Origin of the sequence: Gottschalkia acidurici 9a (assembly GCF_000299355.1) — a bacterium.
GTDB lineage: Bacteria > Bacillota > Clostridia > Tissierellales > Gottschalkiaceae > Gottschalkia > Gottschalkia acidurici.
In genome coordinates this window covers 662561-689429 of sequence record NC_018664.1, presented here as the reverse complement: position 1 = coordinate 689429, position 26869 = coordinate 662561, and the positions used below count along the sequence as shown (strand labels likewise).

The 26869-nt window shown below is 30.6% G+C and carries 18 protein-coding genes, 1 pseudogene and 1 other annotated feature; of the genes and pseudogenes, 2 read left to right on the top strand and 17 right to left on the bottom strand.

Translation table 11 applies throughout. The features are described from left to right. Positions 1 to 234: 234 nt before the first annotated feature. The 5 genes from CURI_RS03090 to CURI_RS03070 all read right to left on the bottom strand — a co-directional run bounded on the left by CURI_RS03090 (position 235) and on the right by CURI_RS03070 (position 8820). The gene (locus tag CURI_RS03090; protein ID WP_014966823.1) at positions 235 to 4497 is read right to left on the bottom strand and encodes a 2-hydroxyacyl-CoA dehydratase; all 4263 of its coding nucleotides are present in this window, start codon (positions 4495 to 4497) and stop codon (positions 235 to 237) included. Positions 4498 to 4534: 37 nt separating this feature from the next. Next, positions 4535 to 5242 (bottom strand): 16S rRNA (uracil(1498)-N(3))-methyltransferase, encoded by a 708-nt coding sequence (locus CURI_RS03085; protein WP_014966822.1) that lies wholly within the window; start codon positions 5240 to 5242, stop codon positions 4535 to 4537. 119 nt (positions 5243 to 5361) lie between these two features. After that, a complete protein-coding gene (locus CURI_RS03080; protein ID WP_014966821.1) occupies positions 5362 to 6231 on the bottom strand; it encodes a hypothetical protein in 870 nt (289 codons plus the stop codon). Positions 6232 to 6272: 41 nt separating this feature from the next. Next, positions 6273 to 7442: an AAA family ATPase gene (locus CURI_RS03075; protein ID WP_014966820.1), complete on the bottom strand. Its 1170-nt coding sequence runs from the start codon at positions 7440 to 7442 to the stop codon at positions 6273 to 6275. 19 nt (positions 7443 to 7461) lie between these two features. Then, positions 7462 to 8820 carry a DUF2201 family putative metallopeptidase gene (locus tag CURI_RS03070; RefSeq protein WP_014966819.1) on the bottom strand — a complete coding sequence of 453 codons (1359 nt, stop codon included), beginning with the start codon at positions 8818 to 8820 and terminating at the stop codon, positions 7462 to 7464. A 278-nt stretch (positions 8821 to 9098) separates the two neighbouring features. On the opposite strand from CURI_RS03070, the gene CURI_RS03065 reads away from it, so the two are divergent. Further along, complete coding sequence (locus CURI_RS03065; protein WP_228370475.1) at positions 9099 to 9323, top strand: DeoR/GlpR family DNA-binding transcription regulator; 225 nt, start codon at positions 9099 to 9101, stop codon at positions 9321 to 9323. A 20-nt stretch (positions 9324 to 9343) separates the two neighbouring features. Here the strand turns inward: CURI_RS03065 and thrS are convergent, their stop codons facing one another. The 5 genes from thrS to CURI_RS03040 all read right to left on the bottom strand — a co-directional run bounded on the left by thrS (position 9344) and on the right by CURI_RS03040 (position 15933). Continuing rightward, on the bottom strand, positions 9344 to 11260 hold the full coding sequence (gene thrS / locus CURI_RS03060; protein ID WP_014966818.1) for a threonine--tRNA ligase: 1917 nt from the start codon (positions 11258 to 11260) through the stop codon (positions 9344 to 9346). A gap of 44 nt (positions 11261 to 11304) precedes the next feature. Beyond that, positions 11305 to 11521, bottom strand: a binding site (T-box leader). A 55-nt stretch (positions 11522 to 11576) separates the two neighbouring features. Next, complete coding sequence (locus CURI_RS03055) at positions 11577 to 12305, bottom strand: YetF domain-containing protein (RefSeq protein WP_014966817.1); 729 nt, start codon at positions 12303 to 12305, stop codon at positions 11577 to 11579. 342 nt (positions 12306 to 12647) lie between these two features. Next, complete coding sequence (locus CURI_RS03050; protein ID WP_051003958.1) at positions 12648 to 13730, bottom strand: S1C family serine protease; 1083 nt, start codon at positions 13728 to 13730, stop codon at positions 12648 to 12650. A gap of 137 nt (positions 13731 to 13867) precedes the next feature. Next, complete coding sequence (locus CURI_RS03045; protein ID WP_041701459.1) at positions 13868 to 15271, bottom strand: NAD(P)/FAD-dependent oxidoreductase; 1404 nt, start codon at positions 15269 to 15271, stop codon at positions 13868 to 13870. A 158-nt stretch (positions 15272 to 15429) separates the two neighbouring features. Further along, positions 15430 to 15933: a D-glycero-alpha-D-manno-heptose-1,7-bisphosphate 7-phosphatase gene (locus CURI_RS03040; protein WP_014966814.1), complete on the bottom strand. Its 504-nt coding sequence runs from the start codon at positions 15931 to 15933 to the stop codon at positions 15430 to 15432. A 233-nt stretch (positions 15934 to 16166) separates the two neighbouring features. Here CURI_RS03040 and CURI_RS14915 point away from each other — a divergent pair, with 233 nt between their 5' ends. Then, complete coding sequence (locus CURI_RS14915; RefSeq protein WP_014966813.1) at positions 16167 to 16559, top strand: DUF3888 domain-containing protein; 393 nt, start codon at positions 16167 to 16169, stop codon at positions 16557 to 16559. A 347-nt stretch (positions 16560 to 16906) separates the two neighbouring features. Here CURI_RS14915 and CURI_RS03030 read toward each other — a convergent pair whose 3' ends face one another. The 7 genes and pseudogenes from CURI_RS03030 to CURI_RS15225 form a co-directional block, all read right to left on the bottom strand. Next, positions 16907 to 18850: a glycoside hydrolase family 13 protein gene (locus CURI_RS03030; RefSeq protein WP_014966812.1), complete on the bottom strand. Its 1944-nt coding sequence runs from the start codon at positions 18848 to 18850 to the stop codon at positions 16907 to 16909. After that, positions 18850 to 21273, bottom strand: a complete 2424-nt coding sequence (locus CURI_RS03025; RefSeq protein WP_014966811.1) for a glycogen/starch/alpha-glucan phosphorylase — start codon at positions 21271 to 21273, stop codon at positions 18850 to 18852. Before CURI_RS03025 ends, CURI_RS03030 begins: the two co-directional genes overlap by 1 nt. A gap of 12 nt (positions 21274 to 21285) precedes the next feature. Next, the gene (glgA, locus tag CURI_RS03020) at positions 21286 to 22722 is read right to left on the bottom strand and encodes a glycogen synthase GlgA (protein ID WP_014966810.1); all 1437 of its coding nucleotides are present in this window, start codon (positions 22720 to 22722) and stop codon (positions 21286 to 21288) included. Between the two features lie 31 nt (positions 22723 to 22753). Next, complete coding sequence (glgD, locus tag CURI_RS03015; protein WP_014966809.1) at positions 22754 to 23872, bottom strand: glucose-1-phosphate adenylyltransferase subunit GlgD; 1119 nt, start codon at positions 23870 to 23872, stop codon at positions 22754 to 22756. A gap of 26 nt (positions 23873 to 23898) precedes the next feature. Further along, on the bottom strand, positions 23899 to 25068 hold the full coding sequence (locus CURI_RS03010; protein ID WP_014966808.1) for a glucose-1-phosphate adenylyltransferase: 1170 nt from the start codon (positions 25066 to 25068) through the stop codon (positions 23899 to 23901). 173 nt (positions 25069 to 25241) lie between these two features. Beyond that, positions 25242 to 26357: an RNA-guided endonuclease InsQ/TnpB family protein gene (locus CURI_RS03005; RefSeq protein ID WP_014966807.1), complete on the bottom strand. Its 1116-nt coding sequence runs from the start codon at positions 26355 to 26357 to the stop codon at positions 25242 to 25244. Next, positions 26335 to 26867 (bottom strand): annotated as a pseudogene (locus CURI_RS15225) (IS607 family transposase). Before CURI_RS15225 ends, CURI_RS03005 begins: the two are co-directional and overlap by 23 nt. Positions 26868 to 26869 lie beyond the last annotated feature (2 nt).

The following is a 26869-nucleotide window of genomic DNA, read 5'->3' as shown; positions in this document are numbered from 1 at the left end:
ATATTTTATCACATTATAAGTCATATTTTTAAACATTTTAAAATAAAGTAGTATATAAGGGGTGATTTGGCTATGTCTAGAATAGTTGTCCTAACTAGAAAAACTCTATACATTATACTAGGAGTTATTTCAGTAGCTACACTTGCGATCTTATTTCTATCATTGCTTTAATTTTTTGTAATAGTTCTATACTTAAAAGCCCTAGATTTTTCTAGGGCTAGTTTTTTATTTTATTTAATCTGCTGGTGCAAGATCTGTTTTATTTTCTATTTCCAGATTTCTAAATGCTACAGATAACATTAATTTTATACGATTTATTTGATTTACTTCACTTGCTCCTGGGTCATAGTCTATTGGTGCCACATTTGCTAATGGATAGTTTCTTTTTAATTCTTTTATCATTCCTTTTCCTGTTATGTGATTTGGTAAACATGCAAATGGCTGTAAACAAAGCATATTAGGAACACCACTTTCTATTAGCTCTATCATTTCAGCAGTTAAGAACCATCCTTCTCCAGTTTGATTACATAAAGATAGATACTTACTTGCTTGTTTCGCCATCTCTTGTATCTCTATAGGAGCAGTAAATCTTTTGCTATTTCTTAATGCCTTTTTCATATCTTTTCTAAAATATTCTATAGTCTTTATAGCTAGATTCCCCATTACCATACTCTTATAAGTTCCTGATAACTTATTGTATTTAACTACATTATCATATGACGTATATAAGAAGAATTCTATAAGATCTGGAATTACTACTTCTACTCCTTCTTCCTCTAGCAATTCTACAATATGATTATTTGCCGCAGGATGATATTTTACTAATATTTCACCTACTATACCTACTTTTGGCTTTACTAAATCTTCGTTTATTTCTAAATTATCAAAATCTTTAACTATATTATATATGTTTTCTTTAAATTCGCTTCTTTTTCCATCTTTTATAGAAGCCTTGCATTTATCTACCCAATATTCATATAACTCATTAGCTGAATTTTTTTTCTTTTCATAAGGTCTTACTCTATAAAGTACTCTCATTAGTAAATCCCCATATATCATTCCCATCATTAATCTATCAAGCATAGATATACTTAATTTAAATCCTGGATTTTTCTCCATACCTACTGCATTTAATGATATAACTGGTATATGATCTATATTTGCATCCTTTAAAGCTTTTCTTATAAATGCTATATAGTTAGTAGCTCTACATCCTCCCCCAGTTTGGGACATTATAACTGATGTATGATTTAAGTCATATTTACCTGAGTTTAATGCTCTCATTATTTGACCTATGGTTATAATGGAAGGATAACATGCATCATTATTTACATATTTCAATCCCTCATTTATATCTTCTTTGTCCACGGTCTCTAGCACTTCTAACTTGTATCCATCATTTATAAGTGCTGCTTCTAAAAATTGAAAATGCATAGGAGACATTTGTGGACAGAGGATAGTATGAGTTTTCTTCATTTCTTTAGTAAATATTACTCTTTCATTATCTAATACATCTATCTTTGGCTCTATGTGTTTCTTATCTCTTTCTTCTATAGCAGCTATTAATGATCTTATTCTTATTCTTACTGCTCCTAAGTTATTGATTTCATCTATTTTTATAACTGTGCAAAGTTTTCCATGACTTTCTAAAATCTCATTTACTTGATCTGTTGTAACTGCATCTAGTCCACATCCAAATGAATTTAGTTGTATTAACTCTAAGTTATTTTCTCTTGATACATAGTTTGCAGCTCTGTACAATCTTGAATGATACATCCATTGATCTACTACTCTTAAAGACTGCTCTTCTTTATATAAATGACCTATAGAGTCTTCTGACAATACTGCAAATCCAAAAGAAGTTATGAGCTCTGGTATTCCATGATTAATTTCAGGATCTATATGATATGGTCTACCTGATAATACTATTCCTTTTATATCTTTCTCTCGGATATATTCTAATGTTTCTTCTCCTTTTTTCCTTATATCTTCTTTATATAGTTCTAACTCACCGTATGCTTTATCTAAAGCATCTGATATTTCTTTATACGTTAGTCCTTCTTCCTTTAGTTCTTCATAAGTTCTTTTTTTCATTCTCTTTATGTCATCTATAGGTAAAAATGGTTTGTATAACTTTACTTTATCAGACTTTATCTCGTCTATATTTGAATTTATAGCCTCTGTATAAGATATTACTATTGGACAGTTATAATGGTTATCCGCACTTTCCTCTTCTTTTATATTAAAAGGTATTCCAGGATAGAATATTTTATTTATACCTCTATTTATAAGATTAATTATATGTCCATTTACTATCTTACCTGGATAGCAAACTGATTCTGAGTGTATAGTTTCCATTCCAAGTTCATATATATCTTTTGTTGATCTACTTGATAGCTCTACCCTATAGCCAAGTTCATTAAAAAATGTAAACCAAAATGGATAGTCTTCATACATATTTAAAACTCTTGGTATACCTATAACACCTCGTTTTGCTTCTTCCTTTTTTAATGGCTTATAGCTAAATAGTCGTTTATATTTATATGCATAAAGATTTGGTAAGTCTTCTTTTTCTGACTTCTCTATTCCTAATCCTCTTTCACATCTATTTCCTGATATAAACTTTCTATCATTTGAAAATTTATTTATAGTTAAAAGACAGTTGTTTCCACACAGTCCGCATCTCGCCATAGATGAATCCGCTTTAAACTCCTTTAACTCATTTGAGTCTAATAGCTTTGTTTCATGACCTTCCACATATCTTTCTTTTGCTATTAAACTTGCTCCGAAGGCTCCCATTATGCCTGCAATATCTGGTCTTACTACCTCTCTTCCTATTATTTGTTCAAATGCTCTTAGGACTGCATCATTATAGAATGTACCACCTTGAACTACAATTTTTTCACCTAGTTCATCAGTATTTCTTATTCTTATAACCTTATATAGTGCATTTTTTATAACTGAAAGTGAAATACCTGCTGATATATCTCTTACACTAGCCCCTTCTTTTTGTGCTTGCTTTACTTTGGAGTTCATAAAAACAGTACAGCGAGTTCCTAAATCTACTGGTTTTTTAGACTTAAGCCCTTCCTTTCCGAATTCTTCAACAGGTACCTTTAACGAACTTGCAAAAGTCTCTATAAAAGATCCGCAACCAGATGAACAAGCTTCATTTAACATTATTGAGTCTATAGTTCCATTATTAATTTTTAGACTCTTCATATCTTGTCCACCGATATCCAGTATAAAGTCTACTCCTGGTAGAAAATGCTCTGATCCTTTGTAATGTGCAACTGTTTCTATTTCACCTATATCTATGTTTAATGCTGCCTTTAAAAGATGCTCCCCATATCCTGTTACCGTAGAGTTCACTATTTTAGTTTTATCATTCATATTAGAGTACATATCTTGTAAAGCACTTATAGTTGAATCTAGTGGCTTACCCTTATTACTTCCGTAGTATGAATATAGAAGGTTAGAATCTTCATCTATTAATGCCATTTTAGTAGTTGTCGATCCAGCGTCTATTCCTAAATAAGCCTTTCCTTCATAAGTTTTTAAGTCTCTTCTTTTTACTTTATGCTTATCATGTCTTTCTTTGAATACTCTATATTCCTCTTCATTTTCTATAAGTGGTGGTAAACCATCATCAAATATAGCCTCATCTTTATGAATTTGTGGAATTTTACTTAATAAATCATCAAAGTTTAACTCTTTTTCCGTTTTAGAGTACATGGCACACCCTAAAGCTACATAATATTGAGAATCTTCCGGGAATATTACATCTTCTTCTTTTAACTCTAATGTTTCTATGAATCTATTTCTTAACTCTGATAAAAAGTATAATGGTCCTCCTAGAAAAGCTATTTTACCTTTTATAGGTCTTCCCTGTGCTAAACCGCTTATAGTTTGATTTACTACTGCCTGAAATATAGATGCTGATATATCCTCTTTAAGTGCACCTTCATTTAAAAGAGGCTGTACATCTGTCTTAGCAAATACTCCACATCTTGATGCTATTGGATATATTGTTTTATATTTTTTAGCTAGGTCGTTTACTCCAGTAGGATCTGTCTGAAGCAGTGCTGCCATCTGATCTATAAAAGCTCCCGTTCCACCTGCACAAGTTCCATTCATTCTCTGTTCTATAGAATTGCCTAGGTAAGTTATTTTAGCATCTTCTCCACCTAGTTCTATTGCAACATCAGTTTCTGGAATAAATGTTTCTATGGCTCTAGTACAAGCTACTACTTCTTGAGTAAAACCAACGCCTAAATCTTCTGATATTCCTAATCCACCCGATCCTGTAATCATCATTGTAATGTTATTATCTTTTAAAACATCTTTTAGTTCTTTTAACATAGATATTACTGTATTTTTTACATCTGAAAAATGTCTAGAATACTTTTTATAAACTATATTGTTATATTCATCTATGACTACAATTTTAACTGTAGTTGACCCTACATCTAGTCCTACATTTAAAACACTTTTCATAATTTTCCTCCATTTCTAATGCATATAAACATGCAACCTATGAAAGCCTTCCTATTATATATGGAACAGCATTCTCTACTCTCAATATTCTATTTCCCAATGTAACTACTTCAAACCCTTGTTTTTTTAACATCTCTATTTCATAGTCTATGAAACCACCTTCTGGGCCTATAGCTAGTGTTACTTTAGAATTCATATTTCTTGGACATTCAATATCTGATATAGGATGACCAACTATTGCTTTAGTACCCTTTATTATATCAGGAATTTCATCCTCTACAAATGGTTTAAAAAGCTTTACTATCTCAATTTTGGGCAATATCGTATCTTTAGCTTGCTCTAGTCCTAGAATCATATGTTCAAATAATTTTTCTTCTTCTAATACAGGACTGTTCCAAAAACTTTTTTCAACTCGCCAAGTCTTTATTATATATATTTTTTTAATTCCCATAGTAGTAACATCTTGAATAATCCGTTTAAATACTTTAGGTCTAGGCATAGCTAATATTAATTGAATATTTGAAGGATCTGGTGGATCCTGTGTAAGTTCTATTTCCATTTCTATATACTCACCATTCATATTCACAATAGTGCCTGTTCCTATTTTTCCATTTAGCCTACCTACTCTTAAAGCATCTCCTATTTCCGCCTTATGAATATTTAGTATGTGTTCAAGTCTACGTCCTGATATATTAACTTTATTTTCACTTACAAAGTCTTCGTCTAATAATATTATTAAATTCATTTATAGATTCCCTTTCGACTTAATTATTAATCTAAATAAATTTCACACATCCTACCTTTATTTAATTAATTATAACACTTTTAATTTTTTTCAGTATTATATTTTTTTAATTACATTTATTACCTTAGCATTGATTTTGCTAAATTTACCTTACAATATATTGCTTTAGCTTGCTCCGTATCTGTTACAGCATGTAATTCAGAATTTAATACTACATATGAGTCATCTAATTTAATTGCACGATATAACTCTCCATCATATCTTACAGATATTTCATTTTTAAGTATTCTATCTTCAATTTGCTTCTTATATACTGCCTCTGGTAGTATATTCTCGAGATTTCTAGGATATCTATCATAAATTATTAGGCTAAAGAGTCCCTCAGATAATATATCCCATATATCAGCTAACTCTTCCTCTATTAAAATAGCCTTATCATCACTTCTATCATTGGATAGTATTGCTAGAACTTCTGATATATTTCCTCTCATATTTATAATTAAACTTTCAGATATTTTACCAGAGTAACTTATATTGTATTCAATTTCTCCTACATCATTTTCTATAGTATCAAATACAGCTAGTCTTGGTACTATGGTCATTTTATATGCAATAGTTTGAAAAATTAATTTAAGTTTTAAAATGTTTTTTATAGTGTATTTAACTAAATATTCTCTATAGTCCTTAAAGTATTCCTCAAAAGTCCATGACTCTGCTTTTCTTATGCTTATATCATAATCAAATCCTATTATATGCCTTTTTAGGATTTGGTCTTGATTATATTGTAAGCCTAATATTCCATTTTCATTTATAAACCCTTCTATTTTCAATATATTGTCCTTATTAGTAATATACTGAACTATATTTTCATTTTTTAAACCTAGTCTATCTATATAATTTTCCCAAGTATCAAGACTATATATTAGATACTGTTCTATAGTTTGTCGTTTAAGTTGATCCGTTAATTTATCTAGAAAACTATCTCCCATGCTAACCCTCCTTTACTATTTGATGTATCGTAGGACTATATTTAATGCAATAGATGTGCATATTTTGTAATTATCTCATCAAACTCTGGCAAGTCCATTTCAGTAAAAATTAGTCTGTTTATTAGTTCCTTATTTATTGAAGTTATTTGATGTATTCCTAAAACGAAATATTCTAATCCAATTTTTTCAGCAACATTGTTAAGGAACTTAACTATATTTAGCATATATTCTTTACCTTTTGGTCCAACTGTTTCTCCCATAAACTGATCTTTAGCTAAATCTATTAAGCTAGCTATAGTTAATGCTAGTTCATTTTCTTGATCTGATGTTATTGGTGCATATGGTCTTCCGTTCAATATGTCGTCTACGTTTGGTAGATTATTTCTACAGTGATAGAAATTTATAAACTGATTACCATGTATTGGTCCAACCGCAGACAGTACCATACCCTTAGCTTCTTCACTTAATTCCTTCTCTCCGCCTCTCTTTTTATCGAACTCTATTATGTCAGATAAAGCTGCCCATGATCTTGGAGTAGGAAATATAATCATACCTTCTTCATATAAATCTGGATCGAAGTCATGTAAACTTTTAGGAAACTTACGAACATATGCAATTATTTCTACCGAAATATTGTTTTTATATGCCCACCCTACCCATTCATCTAAAAATTCTGATCCTGAATTAGCAAGTTCGTATATTAGAAATCTATCTGCCAATGGCGCTGGCATAACATAAAACTCTCCATAATCCTCTTCTCTATTACCTGTTGCTACTACTAGCCATCCATCTGGTAACTTATATGTTCCTAGTTCTCTGTCTAGCACTAATTGGTACATAGTTGACATAAGATTTCTATTAGCAGATGTAAGTTCTTCTAAAAGTAGTATTCCTTCTTCTCCATCTCTCTCTGCATCTGGAAAAATATCCGGATGTAAAAATACTGCTTTTTTATTATCTTCGCTAGGAAAAGGTATTCCTTTTAATTCAGTCTCAGACATAGTTAAAAGTCTGAAGTCTATGAATTTACATCCCTTTTTCTTAGCTACACTTTGTGCTATTTGAGATTTTCCGATACCTGGTGCTCCTATTATTAATACAGCTTTTTTCTTTTCTTTAGGAAGAGATTTATTTAATTCCCAAATATAATCTAAACTTTTTTCCATTAGTCCTGTGTTAGTTGATTGAATTTTTACACCTGTATTCTTCATATTATCCCTCCACCTAATATTATCCTAGCTTACAAACCCTTGCCTTTTTAGCATAATCGCCTAATTTTTTATAAGCTTCATGTTTTCCAGATACAACCCATATTGTTTTCTTATCGTCATTTTTTGCTATAGATACTAGTTCTCTCTTTATAAAATATGCATCCGTTAGCATAACAAGTAACTCATACTTTATTTTATTCTTATATATATATTCATATACACTAGTTGGTCTTGTTCCACCTCTAGGTAACTCATATTCTCCATTAGGTTTAAACTTAGACAAATCTAAGTCAACTCCAACTTCTCCATCCCAAAGTAATACTCTTCCTTCTGCTTTATATTTCCTCATAATATTATTTATATGAAACCAAAACTTTTCCATAGCATCTTGATCTGACCAAACTGAGGCAGAGCAGTCCATAGCTATTATTATCGAATTGAGTTTATATGAGGTAGTCTTTGATGGTCCTTTATATATCCTTCTAGTATAAAGTAAACTCTTCTCAGGTGTACTATATGAGGTATCATATCTATATAACTTTTTTAAGAATCTATCAAAGTATATATACCATTTAGTCTCCGCTCTTTGCATACCTATCTCTTGTTCACTGAGTAATTCTGTTCCTATACCTGATAATTGTGAATGTACATTTGCTGAGGCACTCATTTCACTCATTTCTTTTATTAAGTCTGCAGAGCTTTCTCCAACATTTTCAGGCTTGATAATATCTGGATTATACTCTCCTAAGTTGAAGGTTTTAGATCCTGACTTGAGAGTTATACTATCATCCATTTTACCTTGACTACTATTATCTCCATTATTCTGCTCAGAGCCATCTTCAAAAGATGCGTTATTTTGTTGACTTTGTTTTCTGCTCTCAATTTGTTCTTTATATTGATCCATAAGTTCCTCATATATATCATCAACAGACATATCTGGTATTCTGTTATTATCTGAAAATAATTCGTCATCATATGGCTCATAGTCTATATCTCTACTTTCTTTATACTCTAATTGCTTCCTTTTTAATCTATCATTAACCCATAAGTCACTAGCCATATTCCATATCTTATCATTTCTTTCTATACCTCTAGCAGGATGCATTGCAATACAGTGCAACATTTGATGTAAAATGGCAAATAGAAATTGTTTAAAACTTAATTTATCTACATACTCTCTATTATAATAAAGCTTTGTACCAGTAGTAGCCATTGTTTTTAAATTCGCTAATGCAGAATAGTCATTTTTAGAATTATCTCCACCGCACTCTATAGGCTTATCTAGTAGTAATAAATACTTTCCTATAAATGGATCCCCTTTTAAAAGGACTATTCTAGCCCTAATAAACTTTTCTTCTACAGTCATGATCTCACCCATATACCTACCTCCTATATATCTAAGAGTCAAATAATAAATTTTATATAATTGTTTTAACTTCTTAATCTACCCTAGTACTTTATTACCTTTAGTCACATCTTACCACTCAATATACTGATGTCAAGTTGTAATTATATTCTTTATTATACACAAAAAGCGAACTTTTTAAAGTTCGCTTTTATATATTAATTTACTGTTTGGTTTTTTACTTTCTTTTATTAAGTCATTTATTTTATCTAAGAGTCTAGCAAGATTTTTCATAGATCTTATAGTATGGTATTTCTGATTTTAATATGCACGAGGTAGTTACAAGAAGAATGATTGTAGAAAGGTCAAAAAAGGTTTTTGTAGCTGCTGATAGTAGTAAGTTTGATAGAGATATAACTGTAAACATAGTAACTCTTGACAACATTGACTACATAGTTACGGATTCTAATTTAAATAAAAGTATAATAAATAAATTCAAGAAGTTAAAAACTAATATTATATTGGCTGAAGACTAGTGCCTTCAGCCAATTATTTTCTATCTTGCTTTTTCTTCTATTTCTTTTACTACTCTTGCTACAAATTCATCTACTTTTATAGATCCTATATCTCCTTCGTCTCTAACTCTTACAGAAACTTCTCCATTTTCAACTTCTTTTTCACCTATTATTAACATATAAGGAGTTTTTGCTATTTGAGCTTCTCTTATTTTATATCCTATTTTTTCAGCTCTAGTATCCATTTCTACTCTTATTCCTTTAGATTCTAATTGTTTTTTCACTTCGTTTGCATAGTCATTAAATTTATCTGATATTGGTAGTATATCTACTTGAACTGGTGCTAACCATGTAGGGAATTTACCTGCATAGTGCTCTATTAGTACTCCTATAAATCTTTCCATACTTCCTAGTATTGTTCTATGAATCATAACTGGTCTGTGTTTTTCATTGTCTTGACCTGCATATGTTAAGTCAAATCTTTCTGGCATTTGGAAGTCTAATTGTATAGTTGCACATTGCCAAGTACGTCCTATGCTATCTTCTAGATGGAAGTCTATTTTTGGTCCGTAGAATGCTCCATCGCCTTCATTTATTATATATTTTATTCCTTTTTCTTCTAAAGCTTCTCTTAAGTTATCTGTTGCTATTTCCCATTGTTCTTCAGTTCCCATAGAGCTTTCTGGTCTAGTTGAAAGTTCTACATGATACTTAAATCCAAATACCTCATACATATAGTCTGCTAGTTCTATTACTCCTATTAACTCATCTTTAACTTGTTCTGGTAGCATAAATATATGAGCATCGTCTTGAGTAAATGTTCTTACTCTCATAAGACCATGTAATGCACCTGCTAGCTCATGTCTGTGTACTTGACCTAGTTCACACATTCTAAGTGGTAAATCTCTATAGCTATACATTCCTGATTTGTATACAAGCATAGATCCTGGACAGTTCATAGGCTTAATAGCATAGTCACTTTCATCTATAGCTGTAGTATACATATTTTCTTTATAGTGATCCCAGTGTCCTGATTGAAGCCATAAGTCTCTATTTAATATAAGTGGTGTTTTTATTTCTCCATAACCTCTTTTTATATGCTCAGCTTTCCAGAAGTTTTGTATAGTGTTCCAAAGTACCATTCCTTTTGGATGGAAGAATGGGAATCCTGGTCCCTCATTATGCATTGAGAATAATCCTAGCTCTTTTCCTAGTTTTCTATGATCTCTTTTCTTAGCTTCTTCTAGCATTGTTAGATAAGCTTCTAGATCTTTATTCTTTTCAAATGAAGTTCCATATATTCTTTGAAGCATTGGTCTTTTTTCATCGCCTCTCCAATATGCTCCTGCTATTGAAGTTAATTTTACTGACTTAACTTTTTTAGTACTTGGTAAATGTGGCCCTCTACAAAGGTCTGTGAAATCACCTTGTTTGTAGAATGATATTTCAGTTCCTGCTGGTAAGTCTTGTACTAATTCTAGTTTATAGTCTTCTCCTCCCAGTCCCTTTAAATATTCAAGAGCTTCTTCTCTATCTAGAACAAATCTTTCTATTAAAAGATCTTCTTTTGCTATCTTTTTCATTTCTTTTTCTATTGCTTCTAAATCTTCTGGTGTAAATCTATGCTCAGTATCTATATCATAATAAAATCCATCTTTTATAGCTGGTCCTATTGCAAGTTTTGAATCTGGGAAAAGTCTTTTTACCGCTTGTGCTAGTATATGTGCACTTGTATGTCTGAAGATTTCTCTTCCTTCTTCATCTTCAAATTTTAATAAAGATACATCACTATCTTCATTTACTTCATCATTAAGACCTTTAAGCTCTCCATTAACTTTAGCTCCTAATACTACTCTTGAAAGTCCTTCACTTATATCTCTTGCTATATCTATAACTTTAACACCATTGTCAAACTCTCTAACTGATCCGTCTGGCAATGTAATTTTTATTTTTGACATTGAAATTCTCCTTTCTTAATAAAAAAACTCTCATCCCTAGAAGTTCTAGGGGTGAGAGTTATATATTCACACGGTACCACCCTAATTTAAAACTATATATTTTACATAGTTTTCTCTAATGATTATAACGTCATCAACGGATATCCCTTTCGGGCTCAACTCAAGGGTAGTTTTCAATCAGCTTCATCTAGGGTGCTTCCAGCCCAGGCAACCCCTCTCTATAGACTACATCTAATTTACTCGTCCTATCATAGCTTTAGCTTACTTTATATAATATCTTAAATTATAGATACTTTTTTTAATTATGTCAACCCTTCTATATACCCTTATTATTTTCACTTAAGTCGCTTCCTGGTCTTATATTGTCTTTAAATTTATCAACATAAAATTTTCCACTTCTATCTACTGTTGCATACATAACTTCAGAGACTTTATCTATTTTATATTTGTTTAGTTCTTTCATAAGCTGCTTTCCAGTTAGTTTTCTTTGTTTTAAATTTTCATATATTATTTGTCCACCTATTATTAATTCTGTAGGTATACTTTCATCTGATGGAGTTATATTTAAATCACCTAATGTTACATTCCTTTTCTCTCCTACTTTTATAATACTTAATGATCCGTTCATCTCTATTAAACCAAACTCAACATCATCAGGAGAGAAGCAGTCTTGCTGCCTTAATAACACCATAAGGTCATCTACGTTATATCCTAACCTTTTTAAATTTCTTTCTAATATCTGGCCATCCTGAATAACTAATACAGGTTCTCCTTGAAATACTTTGCTTAAACTTCTTTTTTTAAGTGCAACTTTATTTACAAAATAAGTAAGTGCTCCGAAAAGTATTACTCCTAACAAGTGTTGCCAAGTATGATTTTCTAAATCTGTAGCTAAGTTTGCAGCTATAGAACCAAATGTTATTCCATTTATATATTCAGCAACCGTAAGCTGAGACACTTGTTGCCTTCCTAAAATTCTAGTTATGTATAGTATCGAGAAAAAAGCTAAAAGTGTTTGTATCGTGATTTCAATTAATGACTTCATTTTCTCACCTCTCAATTTTATTTCATATATATTTTTATCTTATATTGCAAATACTATTCATAAGTAAGCAATTAGTTTTAACATATTGTAAGTTATATAAATGCCAACATCTTTTAGTTGGTATTAGTAAATTAGGATCTTTAGTATGGATTTCATTATATTTTAGAACTTGGTATCTAATTTCCTATCAAGGAAGTTAGTATCTAAATATCCCTATTTAATAATTAATATAACTATTATGTAAAAGAGGTGAAGTCATGGATTTAGTTTATGAAGTTATACTTTCAGCGTTGTTTATAGTTGTTGGTTTTGTAATAATTTGGATACTCTCTAAAAAGGAGATCATTTAGATGTCTCCCCGAGGATAAGATCAATTTGCATTTCTTTTTGCTCTCTTTTAACAGTAACTTTTATTTTATCGTTAGGATCGTATTTTTCTATAATAGAAGATAGTTCTACTGTACTTCTAACTCTATTAGTATTTATTTTTACTATTATATCGCCCACGGCTAAATTACTTTTGTCTGCTGGTCCATTTTTAGATATACCTCCTATGTATACTCCTTCTGGACTTTTGGAGTTTTTAAGTCCTAGTCCTAGCCATGGTCTTTTTATATAGCCGTTCACTATAAGTTCATCTACTATTGGTGTTACGGTATTTATAGGTATGGCAAATGCCATCCCTTCAATCTGTGATGATGCTATTTTTAAACTATTTATACCTACGATTTCTCCATTTTCATTGATGAGTGCTCCACCACTATTACCAGGATTTATAGCTGCATCAGTTTGTATTAAGTTTACTTTCCTATTACCTATATTTATACTTCTATTAGTGGCACTTATTATTCCTGATGTTACAGAGCCAGAAAACTCTTGGCCAATAGGACTTCCTATGGCTATGGCTCTTTCTCCTACTTTTAAGTCATCAGAATTACCAAAGTTACCTCTTTTAAGGTCATTTTTATCTATTTTTATAACTGCTAGATCCGTTTTAGCATCTTCTCCTATAATACGTCCTTCATATTCTTCTCCGTTATCTAGAACTATAGATATTGCTGAAGCTCCCCTTACAACATGTTGATTTGTTATTATATATCCATCTTTTTTATAAACTACTCCAGATCCAATTCCTCTATCTGTTAATATTTTTTGACCTTGTTTCTGAATATAAGCCTTATTTTTTACTACTACTATTGATGGAGATGCTTCCTTTGCTATTTTAACTATAGGATCCTGCTTAACATCTTTTTCACTTGAAGCTTCTAGAGCTTGTAATTGTTCCATATTGTCGCTTTCAACTAGTAAATATCCTAGAAAAAAACCAAATATAAATCCTGATATACATACCACTAGTAGTATGTTATTGCTATTTCCTTTTACGTACTCTTTGTATAATTTATTTACCTTACTTTTTATTTTCATATCTTTATACCTCCATATACTAGGATAGTATGTTCTATGCACTTATGATATGATTGTTGACTTATTTAGTTTTTCTATACAAAAAAGACCTACTTTCAATACTTCTTTGAAAATAGGTCTTCTATATATTTATATGATTATTTTCCTAATATATTTCTTGCAACTTGTAGTCCGTTAGCTGAGGCTTGTTGAAGTCCTCTTGTAATTCCAGCTCCATCTCCTACAGCATATAATCCTTTTATTTCTGTTTCAAATTTATCATCTACTACTACTTTACTAGAATAGAATTTAACTTCTACACCATACATTAATGTCTCATCACTTGCCATTCCTGGCACTACTTTATCTAGTGCCTCTATCATTTCCTCTAAATCTTTCATTATTCTATATGGTAAAACTAATGAAAGATCTCCTGGTACTGAATCTTTTAAAGTGTGATGTATATTGTTTCTTCTAAGTCTCTCTTCTGTTGTTCTTCTTCCTCTTTTAAAGTCTCCATATCTTTGAACTAATATTTTTCCACCTGAAAGCATGTTTCCAAGTTTAGCTATATGCTTTCCGTATTCTATTGGCTCTTCGAAAGGCTCAGTAAATTCTTTTGAAACTAATAGTGCAAAGTTTGTATTATTAGTTTTCATATCGTCAGATTTATATGCATGTCCATTTACTACTGCTAGTCCGTCATCATAATACTCTGTAGCAACTTCTCCTGAAGGATTTGAGCAGAAAACTCTAACTTTATCATCAAAAGTAGGAGTATAGTAAACTAGTTTACTTTCATAAAGTGTTTCGTTTATTTCCTTCATTATTTCATCTCTTACTTCTACTCTAACACCTATATCTACTGTACCAACTTTTACGTTGATTTTATTTGATTTACATACTTCTCTAAACCAACCCGCACCTTCTCTACCTATAGCTACAACTACTTTATCAGAATTATAAGTTTTTGTTTCTTCCTTACCTCTTTTAGCTACAACACCTTTAATTTCACCATTTTCGATTATTAATTCTTCTACCATTGTATCGAATAATATCTCTACTCCTTGGTTTAATAAATGTTTTTGTAGTTCTGAGTATATTCTATATCCTTCTTCCGTTCCTAAGTGACGAACTGGACAATCTATCAATTTTAAGCTTGCTTCTATAGCTTTCTTTTTTATAGCATTTATTCTTTCTTGATTATCTAACCCATATACGTTTGAGTCAGCTTCAAAGCTTAGATAGATTTTATCTGCTTCATTTATTAAATCTTGAGCTTTATCATATCCTAATATATCCGGTAACGTACCTCCAACGTCTGGTGAAAGTGATAATTTACCATCTGAGTATGCTCCTGCACCTGCAAAACCTGTAGTAATAGAGCATGGTTTACATTCTACACATCTGCCTAATTTTCTTTTAGGACAAATTCTTTTTTCTATACTTCTTCCTTTTTCTATCATTAAGACTTTTAAGTCTTTATTATTCTTAATTAGTTCATAAGCTGTGAATATACCTGATGGACCAGCTCCTACTATTATTGCATCATACATTGACATCTCTTCCCCTCCGTATTCAAACAGTATATATTAATATTACTAAAATAAGAGTATGAGGTCAATAGTATTACCGAATCTTTTTAGTACTTTTTTTATAAAAATTCATATAAACCCGAACTTTATAAGAATATTTCTTATTTAATGTTCGGGTTTTTGTTTTAAATTAGATTTATTATCTTTTCAGCTACTTCGTCTAAATTTTGTCCTACTATATCTGCATTTGGACTCTTTTTTCCAATTTTAGCTGTATTACATCCTGCATTTATTCCTGCATCGATATCAGTTTGTAAGTCTCCTACCATCCAACTATTTTTCATATCGATCTTATACTTATCTTTTAATTCCAAAAGCATACCTGGATTCGGCTTTCTACAATATGATTTTTTGTTGAAGTCTGGACAATACTTTATCTCTCTTATCTTGCAGTAGTCCTCTAGCTCTTTTTCCAACTTTGCATGTATCTTATCTAGATCACTTTCTATTAAGTGCCCCATTTCTATTCCACCTTGATTTGTGACTATAAATAATTCATAGCCTTTATCATAAAGCTTTTTCATACCTTTTTTGGCTTCCTCATATATAATAAGATCTTCCGGTTTATTCACATGCTTAGTATTATCGTTTATAACGCCATCCCTATCTAAAAAGATAGCTCTTGTCATTTAGGTCACTCCTTTTTGTATCTAATGCATGATACACCATACATATTTACTTTACTCAATCCATAATTGTAGTCAATAGTTTAATTACTTTATGATTATAGTTTAATACGTAATTTAATAATATTATGAACCAACTGAGGAAGCTTTGCCTCCTATTTATTTCAAATAAAAATAATTTCAAAATAAATTCTATAACTAATACATATCCTAAGTAGAGAAAGGAGTTTGTTTATATGATCAACAAATCCAGTAAAGTTCTCTTAATAACCCTTTGTATAGTCATTGTTTTTAGTTCCTTTAGCTTTAGCTCTAGCAGTCTTAGTGATGAATCTAAAGAGAATCTTTATAAAGACTTCCTACTAACTTTTCTTTCATCATATATAGCGGACTCTATTACTGAATACTATGGATATAGCAAGAGTTTTGACTTATGGGATGCAAAAGTCTTGTCTTTAGAAAGATTAGAACAAGGGTTATATTACTTTAAAATAATAGTTCAAGTTAAAACTTTTCAAGGGGCTCACAATCCTCCATATGGAATAGAAACAGTTACTATACAACAAGATGTTCATGGTATAAAGGTAATTGACTTTATACATGAAGATTTTAAAGATGATAAGAGTTAGCAAGCGAATATTTAAAAAGAAAAGACCATTTGTTTTTAGGTCTTTTCTTTTTTAAGAGAATATAAAGAAAAACCCTTAAGTTATCAATTTCTAACTATTGTGTACTTTACATCTGTTCATATAGCTTGCCCCTCAGAATTTCTAACTGCTCTTTTAACTTCATTAATTTTTACTTTTACTACTTTCGTAATTATATATATCCCTCTATAATCAGATTATATTTCATATATAAATTACTATAAAATTAATAATTATATATAAAGTAATCCATATTATATGTTTCCATAAGAGTGCTGCATAAAATACTATAGCTACTATTTAATTTCCTAAACTATATTTCTTATTCTTTATACTTTGAGTAGAATAATACTTTCTAGAGGCGGAACATTCACACATATATTTTCAGATATAGTTCTTATATTTTTATCGTCTAGAATACTATTCATATTTTCTATCTTATAATCCCTTACATCTATATTTACTTCTACTTCTTCTTTACTTCTATTTATAAGTATTATGCTTAGATTATCTTCTTTTTTCTGTTCAAAGGTATCTGTAGAGTTTTTTATCTCTCTTATATATCCATACACATCTTTGTTCAGATTTAACGATTTAAAACTTCCAGTTTTAAATATATCGTTATTGTTTCTAAGGGATGTTATTCTCTTATACCAATCTAATATCTCTTTATCCTCATTTCCCCATGGATAAGTTCTTCTATTTAATGGATCTGTGTAACCTTCTACCCCAGCTTCATCTCCATAATATATTGACGGAACTCCTGGAAATGTCATCTGAACTAATGTTATTAACTTTAGTCTCGATATGGCTAACTTTCTATTTTCCGTGTTTAATTTAAATCGTTCCTTTTCTTCTTGTGAAATATCATGTTCATTAGGTGATTCTCCTAATATAGTTAATATGCGAGGTGAGTCATGAGTTCCTACTAAATTCATCATAGAATAGAAGTGGTGAATCGGATAGTTTTCATAAATACTCATTATTTTAGAGTGAACATCATATGAGTCTATATTACCCATTATAAAGTTAATAAATATGTCTCTAAATGGATAATTCATAACAGAATCTAGTTCATCACCAAGTAGATATTCCCGTCTTTCTCCATAACTGATTTTATTTGATGCATCTTCCCAGACCTCTCCTATTAAAATAGATTCATCATTTATCTCCCTTAGCTTTCCTTTAAAATTCTTTATGAATTCTGCTGGAAGTTCATCTGCTACATCTAGCCTCCACCCTTTAATTCCACAATTCATCCACTTATTTAAAACACTGTCATCATTGTTTATTATATAATTCTGGTATCCTATATCTAATTCATTTACATTTGGAAGTACATCTACTCCCCACCAAGATTCATACTTGTTAGGATATTCCTCGAATCTGTACCAACTATAATATTCCGATTCTTTAGATTGGTAAGCGCCTAGTGAATTATATCTGTTTTCTTTATTAAAATAGATACTGTCACTACCTGTATGGCTAAATACACCGTCTAGTATTATACTTATTCCTTTTTCTTCTGCCGTTTTACAAAGTTCAATAAATGTTTCTTCATCTCCAAACATCTGATCAATTTTTTTATAGTCCCCTGTGTCGTATTTATGATTACTAGCTGCATCAAATATAGGATTTAAATAAATTATGTTTACACCTAGCTCTTTTAAGTAATCCAACTTTTTTATTATCCCTAATAAATTGCCTCCAAAGTAGTCAAAATATGTTACCCTGCCTTCATTATCTCTAATATACGATGGAGTATCGTTCCAGTCTGAACGTACTATCATATCTCTAGATGGTTTCAATAGTTTTCCGTCCTCATTTCCGTTATAGAATCTGTCCGGAAATATTTGATATATTACCCCATCTTTAAACCAGTTAGGTGTACTATTTTGTTTTTTATATACTGTTATTTGATAAGAAGGAGGAATAGAGCTGTATATTGCTCCTATTCCCCCTAATGAGTTTTTATTGTTTCCATAATAATAAGTGTTTCCGTCTCTTTTTATGGAAAAGTAATACCACAGTAATCCTGTTATCTCTCTTATATTTATATCACATGCGTATATATTAAAGCCGCCTTCAGTAGTTTCTAACTTCATACCTACTTCAGTTTTGTCTCCACCATCATTTGATATATTCAAGTTTAATTCTTCTATATTGTATGTTTTATTTATCTTTATTTTTATATTTATACTACTTCCACATTCCACCGCTCCAAATGGACTTCTGTAGAATAAGTCGTGAGAATTATGAAATATGTCTAACATTATTTTAGTACCTCTTCTATATTCCAAATCTCTTCAGCATATTCTTTAATAGTTCTATCACTAGAGAATATACCTGCATTAGCTATATTGACTATACAAGATTCCGCCCAACTGTTTTTATCCTTAAATTTTTGTTCTACTTTATTCTGAGTTCTTACATACTCTTCAAAGTCCTTAAGCACAAAGTATTGGTCATTATGATATAGTAGTGAATCATATATACATCTAAATCTGTCTTTCGTTCCAAATATACTTCCGTCTACTAAGCTGTTTAATATTCTCTTTATTCTAAAGTTTCTATCATATATCTCTCTAGAGTTATATCCTCCATCTGCATAATACTTCAGAACCTCTTGTACAGTTAAACCAAATTTGAAGAAATTTTCATCTCCTACTGCATTTCTTATTTCAATATTAGCTCCATCTAACGTTCCTATAGTAAGTGCACCATTTAGCATAAACTTCATATTTCCAGTACCTGATGCTTCTTTACTGGCTGTAGATATTTGTTCACTAACATCAGTGGCTGGAAATATTCTCTCAGCAAGAGATGCTCTATATCCCTCTAAATATATAACTTTTATTTTATCATTTAAGCTTTTATCATTATTTACTATCTTACCTACTGAATTTATAAGGTTTATAACTCTCTTAGCCATAAAGTAACCAGGTGCAGCTTTACCTCCAAATATAAATGTACGAGGATATATATCTAACTTAGGATTATCTTTTAATCTATAGTAAAGATCTAGTATGTGAAGTACATTTAATAGCTGTCTCTTATATTCATGTATTCGCTTTACTTGAACATCGATTATAGAATTAGTATCTATACTTATTCCATGCTTATCTTCTATTATCTTTTGTAATAACTCTTTATTTTCTTTTTTACTCTTCATTACTTGTTCTTTAAAAGAGTTATCTTCTTTAAACCTTAAAAGATCCGTAAGGTGAGATGGTTTAGTTATCCAAGTATCCCCTATTGCACTTGTAATTAATTTAGATAAACTTGGATTAGCTTTTAACAGCCAAGTTCTATGTGTTATTCCGTTTGTTTTATTATTGAACTTTTCAGGATAAAACTCATAGAAATTCTTCATAACTTGATTTTTTAGTATCTCTGTATGAACCTTAGCAACCCCATTTACGCTATGACTGCCGATTATTGCAAGATTAGCCATATGTACTTGCCCATGATACAATATTGACATTTCTCTTTTCTTGTTTTCATCTTGCCCATACTTTCTTTCAAGTTCTAAGTTAAATCTTCTATTTATTTCTTCTACTATCATATATATTCTAGGAAGTAATCCTTTGAACATATCTATACTCCACTTTTCTAACGCTTCTGGCATTATAGTGTGATTAGTATAAGATATAGTTTTAGTCACAATTCCCCAAGCTTCATCCCAACCTAATTTGTATTCATCCAGGAATATTCTCATAAGTTCTGGAATAGCTAAAGATGGATGTGTATCATTTATATGAATTGCTATATCTTTATAGAAATTTCTTATTGCTCCACCTTTTCTTCTATATCTTTTAATTATAGTTTGTAGTCCTGCAGATACTAAAAAATACTGTTGTTTAAGTCTAAGAACTTTCCCCTCGTGACTTTCATCATTAGGATATAGAGACTCTGATATTTTCTTTACTGCTACTTCATATTCTAGTGACTTTCTTGTTTCATCTCCGCTTAAAAGTGTATAGTCTACTTCTTCTTTTACTTCTGCACTAAATAACCTTAGTGTATTTACAGTATTGTTGTTGTATCCTATAACTGGCATATCATGAGGCACTGCTAAAACAGTATCATAATTTTCATGTATAAATACCGTTCTTCCATCCACATTATCCATTTTTACATTTCCACCAAATTTCACTTCTACAGCTCTGTTAGGTTTTCTTACTTCCCATACATTGCCATTCTCAATCCAATCGTCTATTACTTCAACTTGATCTTCTCCAATTATCTTTTGTCTAAAAAGACCATGCTCATATCTAATAGTACATCCATGTCCTGGTAGATTAGATGATGCCATTGACTCTAGGAAACAAGATCCAAGTCTTCCAAGTCCACCATTCCCTATACCAGGATCATTTTCTATACTTTCAAGCTCTTCTAAGCTTATATTTAAGTCTGATAATGCTTCTTTACATATATCTGTAAGCCCTAAATTTAGTAGATTAGTTCCTAGCTGTTTTCCTGGCAAAAACTCTATAGAAAGATAATATACTTGCTTAGCTTTAGCATCATTATATCTCTTATGTGTTTGAACCCAGTTTCTGTGAATATAGTCTTTTATCATGCTTGATAGTGCAGTGTATTGTTCTAAATCTGACGACTCCTCTAAAGATATTCCATATATTGTTTCTATCCTATCTACGAATATTTCTTTAAACTTCTCTTTACTTCTTAACATTAAACACACTCCTTATTTTACAGCTAATTTGTTGTATAGCTCTATATATTCAAGTGCTGAATTATCCCAACTATAATCCTCTTTCATAGCATTACTTATTATCTTATTCCACATATCTTCGTTTCTATAAGTATCTATAGCTTTCTTTATAGTAAATAACATATCATGAGCATTAAAGTTTTTAAACGTAAAACCGTTCCCTTCTCCTGTAGCTTTATTAAAAAACTTTACTGTATCATTAAGTCCACCTGTTTCTCTTACAATAGGTATAGTCCCATATCTTAAGGCTATAAGTTGACTTAGCCCACAAGGTTCAAGTCTTGAAGGCATCAAAAGCATGTCAGATGATGCATATACCTTATTTGCAAGTTCATTATTAAACATTATGTTTGCTGATATCCTGCCACTATATTTATACTCCATATATTTAAAAGTATCTTCATAGACTTTATCCCCTGTCCCTAATATAACTATCTGTACATCTAGTGTATTCATTATCTCCTCTATAACATGTATGACTAAATCCATTCCCTTTATGTCAACTAGTCTAGACACTATGCTAATAATCGGTGTGTTTTCATTTAAATTAAGAGATAGTTCCTCTTGAAGTTTCAACTTGTTTTTGACTTTATTCTCTATTGTTTCAAGATTATAATTATGGTAGATATATGGATCATTCTGAGGATCGTATAGCTTCTCGTCTATACCATTAACTATTCCCCTTAAGTCTCCTTCACGCTTTCTTAGTATTCCATCTAGTCCTTCTCCAAAGTAAGGGTAAGTTATTTCTTTAGCATAAGTTTTACTAACAGTACTTATTAAGTCAGAAAATACTATTCCGCCTTTCATACAGTTAACTGCTCCACTATATTCTAGTGTTTCTATTGTAAAGTTCTCTTCTCCCAAGTCTAAAATATCCCTTAGTATATCTTTTGAAAACACTCCTTGATAGTGTAAGTTGTGTATAGTAAAAAGTGTTTTCATATTTTTATAAAAGTCATTATGCATATAATGAGTTTTTAAGAACACACTTACAAGCCCAGTATGCCAATCATGACAGTGTAATATATCTGGTTTAAAGTCTAATATAGGTAATACATCTAAAACTGCCTTGCTATAGAATGCAAACCTTTCAGCATCATCATAATATCCATATACACCATCTCTTTTGAAATAGTATTCATTATCTATAAAGTAGAATATAACACCATCATATTCCATCTCAAATATTCCACAATATTGACTTCTCCATGAAAGTTGTACATTTTTATTAGTTTTGTATTTTAATTTTTCCCCATATTTAAAAATTATATCCTTATACAAAGGTAGCATTACCCTAACATCTATATTCTTATCTTTAAGTGCTTTAGGTAGTGATCCAATAACATCTGCTAGCCCTCCTGTCTTAATAAAGGGGACGGATTCTGATGCAACGATTAGAACTTTCAATTATCATACACTCCTCTTTTCATATTAGTATTTATATTGTAGTTTTCTTTCCTACCACTATTGGATAATTTAAGCATCCAATGATTTTTTGATTTTTACTTATATAACAATCTTTATCTACTATTACATTCTCTAAAACAACACCTTCTTCTATTTTGCATCCTTGCATTATTATACTGTTCTTAATTGATCCACCCTTTTCTATTTTTACTTCTCTAAACATTATACTGTTAGACACCTCTCCATCTATTACACATCCATTTGCCACTACAGTATTATGTACATTGGAGTACTTTCCATATTTAGCTGGCGCTAAGTCCTTCATCTTTGTATATATTAATCCAGACTTATAGAAAAGCTCTTTCCATATCCCAACATCTAATAATTCCATGCTGTGATGATAGTAACTTTGTATTGAGTTAATATTAGCGGAGTATCCATCAAATCTATATCCATAAACTTTTAATTTATTTAGATTCTTTACTATACCGTCTTTAACTAAATCATGCTCTCCTCTTCCTGTGCATCCATATACTATGTCTATAAGCAAATCTTTGCTCATTATATACATTTCTAATGAGACATTTCCTCCACTTATCTTATTAGTGTTTACTTCCATATCCATTATCTTTTCATCTTTATCTATTTTAATTTGAGTATAACTAGATATATCATTTATGTCTCCATCTAATTTCTTATATATAACTGTTATATCATTGTTATTTTCTCTATGAAATTCTACAGCTTTACTATAGTCTATATTGCATATTATATTAGCTCCCGTTATAAGAACGTATTGCTGTTTACTTCTTATTAAATAATCCATATTTCCTTGTAATACCTCTAAATCTCCTTTTAGATTAACCCATTCTTGATTTTCATTATCTGGTGGAAGTATAAAAATTCCATCTTTTTTTCTATCTAAGTCCCACTCTTTAGGTGAGCGAACATGTCCTAATAGTGATCTATAGTTCTTTCTGACTAATATACCCACATTTTGTATTCCTGAATTAACCATATTTGATAAGTGAAAATCCACTAATCTGTATCTTCCCCCAAATGGTATTGTTGCTAGTGATCTTCCTTTTATAATATCATTTAGTCTTTTTTCTTCTTTTGTGTTATTTATAATACTTAGAACATCATACACACTTTTTCCCCCTCAATTTAGACTCACTATATGATACTATTTTCTCCTATTACTAATATTCCACTTTGTGATATTTCATAGCTAGTCTCTTTATAGTCATTGTATTTTTGTCCAATTTTCTTTCCATCATAAATTTTACTATTTTCTCCTATTATAGCTTTCTCTATAGTCACGTTATCACCTATTTCTACATTCGGAAATATTAAAGAATCCTTTATCACAGAGTTTCTTCCAATACTAACTCCCTGAAAAAGAATAGAGTTTTTTACTTTACCTGAAACTGAACATCCTTCATTTATCAGTGAACTATTCACTTCGCTCTCTACGGCTATATGACTTGGGGGGTAGTTTGTGTTCTCAGAGTATATTTTCCAATTACTTTCATATAAGCTCAACTCAGGCATCTCAGATAGTAAGTCCATATTAGCTTCCCAGAAGCTTTCTATAGTTCCGACATCTTTCCAATATCCTTTGAACCTATATGCATAGATTTCTTTTCCGTCACTAACCATCTTAGGTATTATATCTTTTCCAAAGTCATGACTTGAATTGCTGTTATTTTCATCTTCTATTAGATACTGCCTTAGTACATCCCAGTTGAATATGTATATTCCCATAGATGCTAAATTATTTTTAGGCTCTTTAGGTTTTTCTTCAAATTCATATATTTTATCGTTGTTATCGGTATTCATAATTCCGAACCTACTTGCTTCGTCTAAAGGAACCTCTATTACACTTATAGTAGCATCTGCATTACTTTCCTTATGATAATTTATCATTTCTGAATAATTCATTTTGTATATATGATCTCCAGATAATACAATCACATATTCAGGTTTTATCTGATCTATATAATATATATTTTGATATATAGCATTCGCTGTTCCCTTGTACCACTCCCCACCTTTACCGTCTACATATGGTGGTAATAGTGTAACACCTTCTTTACGTCTATCTAAGTCCCATGGTCTACCTATCCCTATATGACTATTTAGTATAAGTGGCTGATACTGTGTTAAGATTCCAACTGTATCAATTCCTGAATTACTGCAGTTACTAAGTGTAAAGTCTATTATTCTATATTTACCGCCAAATGGTACTGCTGGTTTAGCTAAGTTCTTAGTTAGAGTTCCTAGCCTACTTCCTTGTCCCCCTGCCAGTATCATTGCTATGCACTCTTTCTTTTTAGTTTCCATTAAATATCCCGTTGCCAAAACCTTATAAAACTCTATAAAGCTTGTTTAATTCCCTGTTCATTATGTCCGATTTTATAGTTCTAAGAACCTACTACTTTCGTTTGATATAACACTCCGAGGGCTTAACTTCGGATACAACGTTTCCTACACCTCAAACATAACTGTTTTAGTAGTTATGCTGAATATCTGCTTAAATTAATTGATGCATTTAAATCTCTATCTATTATAGTTTTACATTCTTCACAGATATAGGTTCTTTCTGATAGTGATAATTTAGCTTTCAAATGACCACACTCACTACATGTCTTTGATGATGGATACCATTTATCAGCTTCAATAAATTCAATCCCATAGTATTCACATTTATATTGAAGTTGTCTTTTAAACTCATACAACCCTTGTTTGGCTATAGCTTTTGATAAATGTTTATTCTTCATCATTCCTTTTATATTAAGTGTTTCCATTACTACTCTTGATGGCTTGGTTTTCACTATCTTAGTAGTTGCCTGGTGTAAGTGGTTGTTTCTAATATTAGATAACTTTCTATGAAGTAATCTAATTTGCTTTTCAAGTTTTATAATGTTGCTTGTTTTGACGAACTTCCTCCCTTCTTTATTTAATTCATACTTTCTTGATACTTTACGTTGCAACCTACGTAATCTTTTTTCTAATTTCTTTACTAACCTTGTTTTATTAATATTTTTAAAAACCATTCCATTAGAGCATATGGCAAGATCTTTAATTCCAACATCTATACCTATGCTTTCACCAGTCAATTCTATTTTGGGATATTTTTTCTCAATTCCTACAGATATATACCAGTACTTCCCATCAAAACTTACTCTTGGATTAGTATACTTAACATCCATTGGTATTTGTTCTGATGTTTTAATCCAACCTACTTTTTCTATAAGAATCTGTTTATATTTAACTTTTAGTTTTTCATTGTCATTATAAAATGATGGCTTGCTTCTTCTTTTGCTTTTAAATCTTGGCTTATCTGCTAATCCTTTAAAGAATCTTTTATAAGCATTACAAGCATCTTTTACTGCCTGTTTTGCTATATTGTTAGACACTCCTTTAAGCCATTTATATTCTTCTGTTTGCTTCATTAAAGTGATTTCTTTTCTTAAATCTCCATCACTTATAAATTTATCACCATTTTCATAGTTCTCTTCTTGTCTTTTAAGTGTCCAGTTATATATAAATCTTGCAGTTCCAACAGATTTCCAAAGTTGTTGTTCTTCTTCTGTATTAGGTATAATTCTAACTTTCTTCGCCAGTATCATCCTCTAATAGCTCCTTAATCATTTTCTTTGCTTTATTTACTTTCTTACCTTCTAACTTACTAAAGAGTGTAACAGTTTGAACTAAATCCTAAACTAATTCTGTTCTTCTATCTTTTCAGTATTATCTATAATTTCAATAGTAGTATCATACTCATTACATAGATTTTCTATGATTTCAAAGTCAAATCTTAATTATCTATCTTTATATAGAATTACTATCTCTTCAACTTCTGAATTAGATATCATATATGTTTTAACATTTTCAATTTAACGTTCCAAATCATCTTTTTGTTCGTGAAAGCTGACTCTACAATACCCTATTATCTTTTTATTTAGTTGTCTTTCTCTTTTAATTCCCCCAAAATGATTAAGTTGTTCTTTGGAATATCATCTAAAACTACCTTTAGATATATGATGTAGCTTTAATTGTCCATCATTATCCAAACTTCTTAAAGTCTATACTGCCTTTACAGTTAATTTTGAAAACTCACCTATTGAATAATATTTCATTT

Excerpts from the sequence above, each read along its gene's own strand:
- CURI_RS03045 (WP_041701459.1), bottom strand. The coding sequence starts at position 15,271 with ATGTCAATGTATGATGCAATAATAGTAGGAGCTGGTCCATCAGGTATA.
- CURI_RS03050 (WP_051003958.1), bottom strand. The coding sequence starts at position 13,730 with ATGAAAATAAAAAGTAAGGTAAATAAATTATACAAAGAGTACGTAAAA.
- CURI_RS03025 (WP_014966811.1), bottom strand. The coding sequence starts at position 21,273 with ATGTTAAGAAGTAAAGAGAAGTTTAAAGAAATATTCGTAGATAGGATA.
- CURI_RS03040 (WP_014966814.1), bottom strand. The coding sequence starts at position 15,933 with ATGACAAGAGCTATCTTTTTAGATAGGGATGGCGTTATAAACGATAAT.
- CURI_RS03090 (WP_014966823.1), bottom strand. The coding sequence starts at position 4,497 with ATGAAAAGTGTTTTAAATGTAGGACTAGATGTAGGGTCAACTACAGTT.
- CURI_RS03080 (WP_014966821.1), bottom strand. The coding sequence starts at position 6,231 with ATGGGAGATAGTTTTCTAGATAAATTAACGGATCAACTTAAACGACAA.
- CURI_RS03010 (WP_014966808.1), bottom strand. The coding sequence starts at position 25,068 with ATGGAAACTAAAAAGAAAGAGTGCATAGCAATGATACTGGCAGGGGGA.
- CURI_RS03085 (WP_014966822.1), bottom strand. The coding sequence starts at position 5,242 with ATGAATTTAATAATATTATTAGACGAAGACTTTGTAAGTGAAAATAAA.
- thrS (WP_014966818.1), bottom strand. The coding sequence starts at position 11,260 with ATGTCAAAAATAAAAATTACATTGCCAGACGGATCAGTTAGAGAGTTT.
- CURI_RS03055 (WP_014966817.1), bottom strand. The coding sequence starts at position 12,305 with ATGAAGTCATTAATTGAAATCACGATACAAACACTTTTAGCTTTTTTC.
- CURI_RS03030 (WP_014966812.1), bottom strand. The coding sequence starts at position 18,850 with ATGTTAGACATATTTCATAATTCTCACGACTTATTCTACAGAAGTCCA.
- CURI_RS03070 (WP_014966819.1), bottom strand. The coding sequence starts at position 8,820 with ATGGGTGAGATCATGACTGTAGAAGAAAAGTTTATTAGGGCTAGAATA.
- CURI_RS03005 (WP_014966807.1), bottom strand. The coding sequence starts at position 26,357 with ATGATACTGGCGAAGAAAGTTAGAATTATACCTAATACAGAAGAAGAA.
- CURI_RS14915 (WP_014966813.1), top strand. The coding sequence starts at position 16,167 with ATGATCAACAAATCCAGTAAAGTTCTCTTAATAACCCTTTGTATAGTC.
- CURI_RS03075 (WP_014966820.1), bottom strand. The coding sequence starts at position 7,442 with ATGAAGAATACAGGTGTAAAAATTCAATCAACTAACACAGGACTAATG.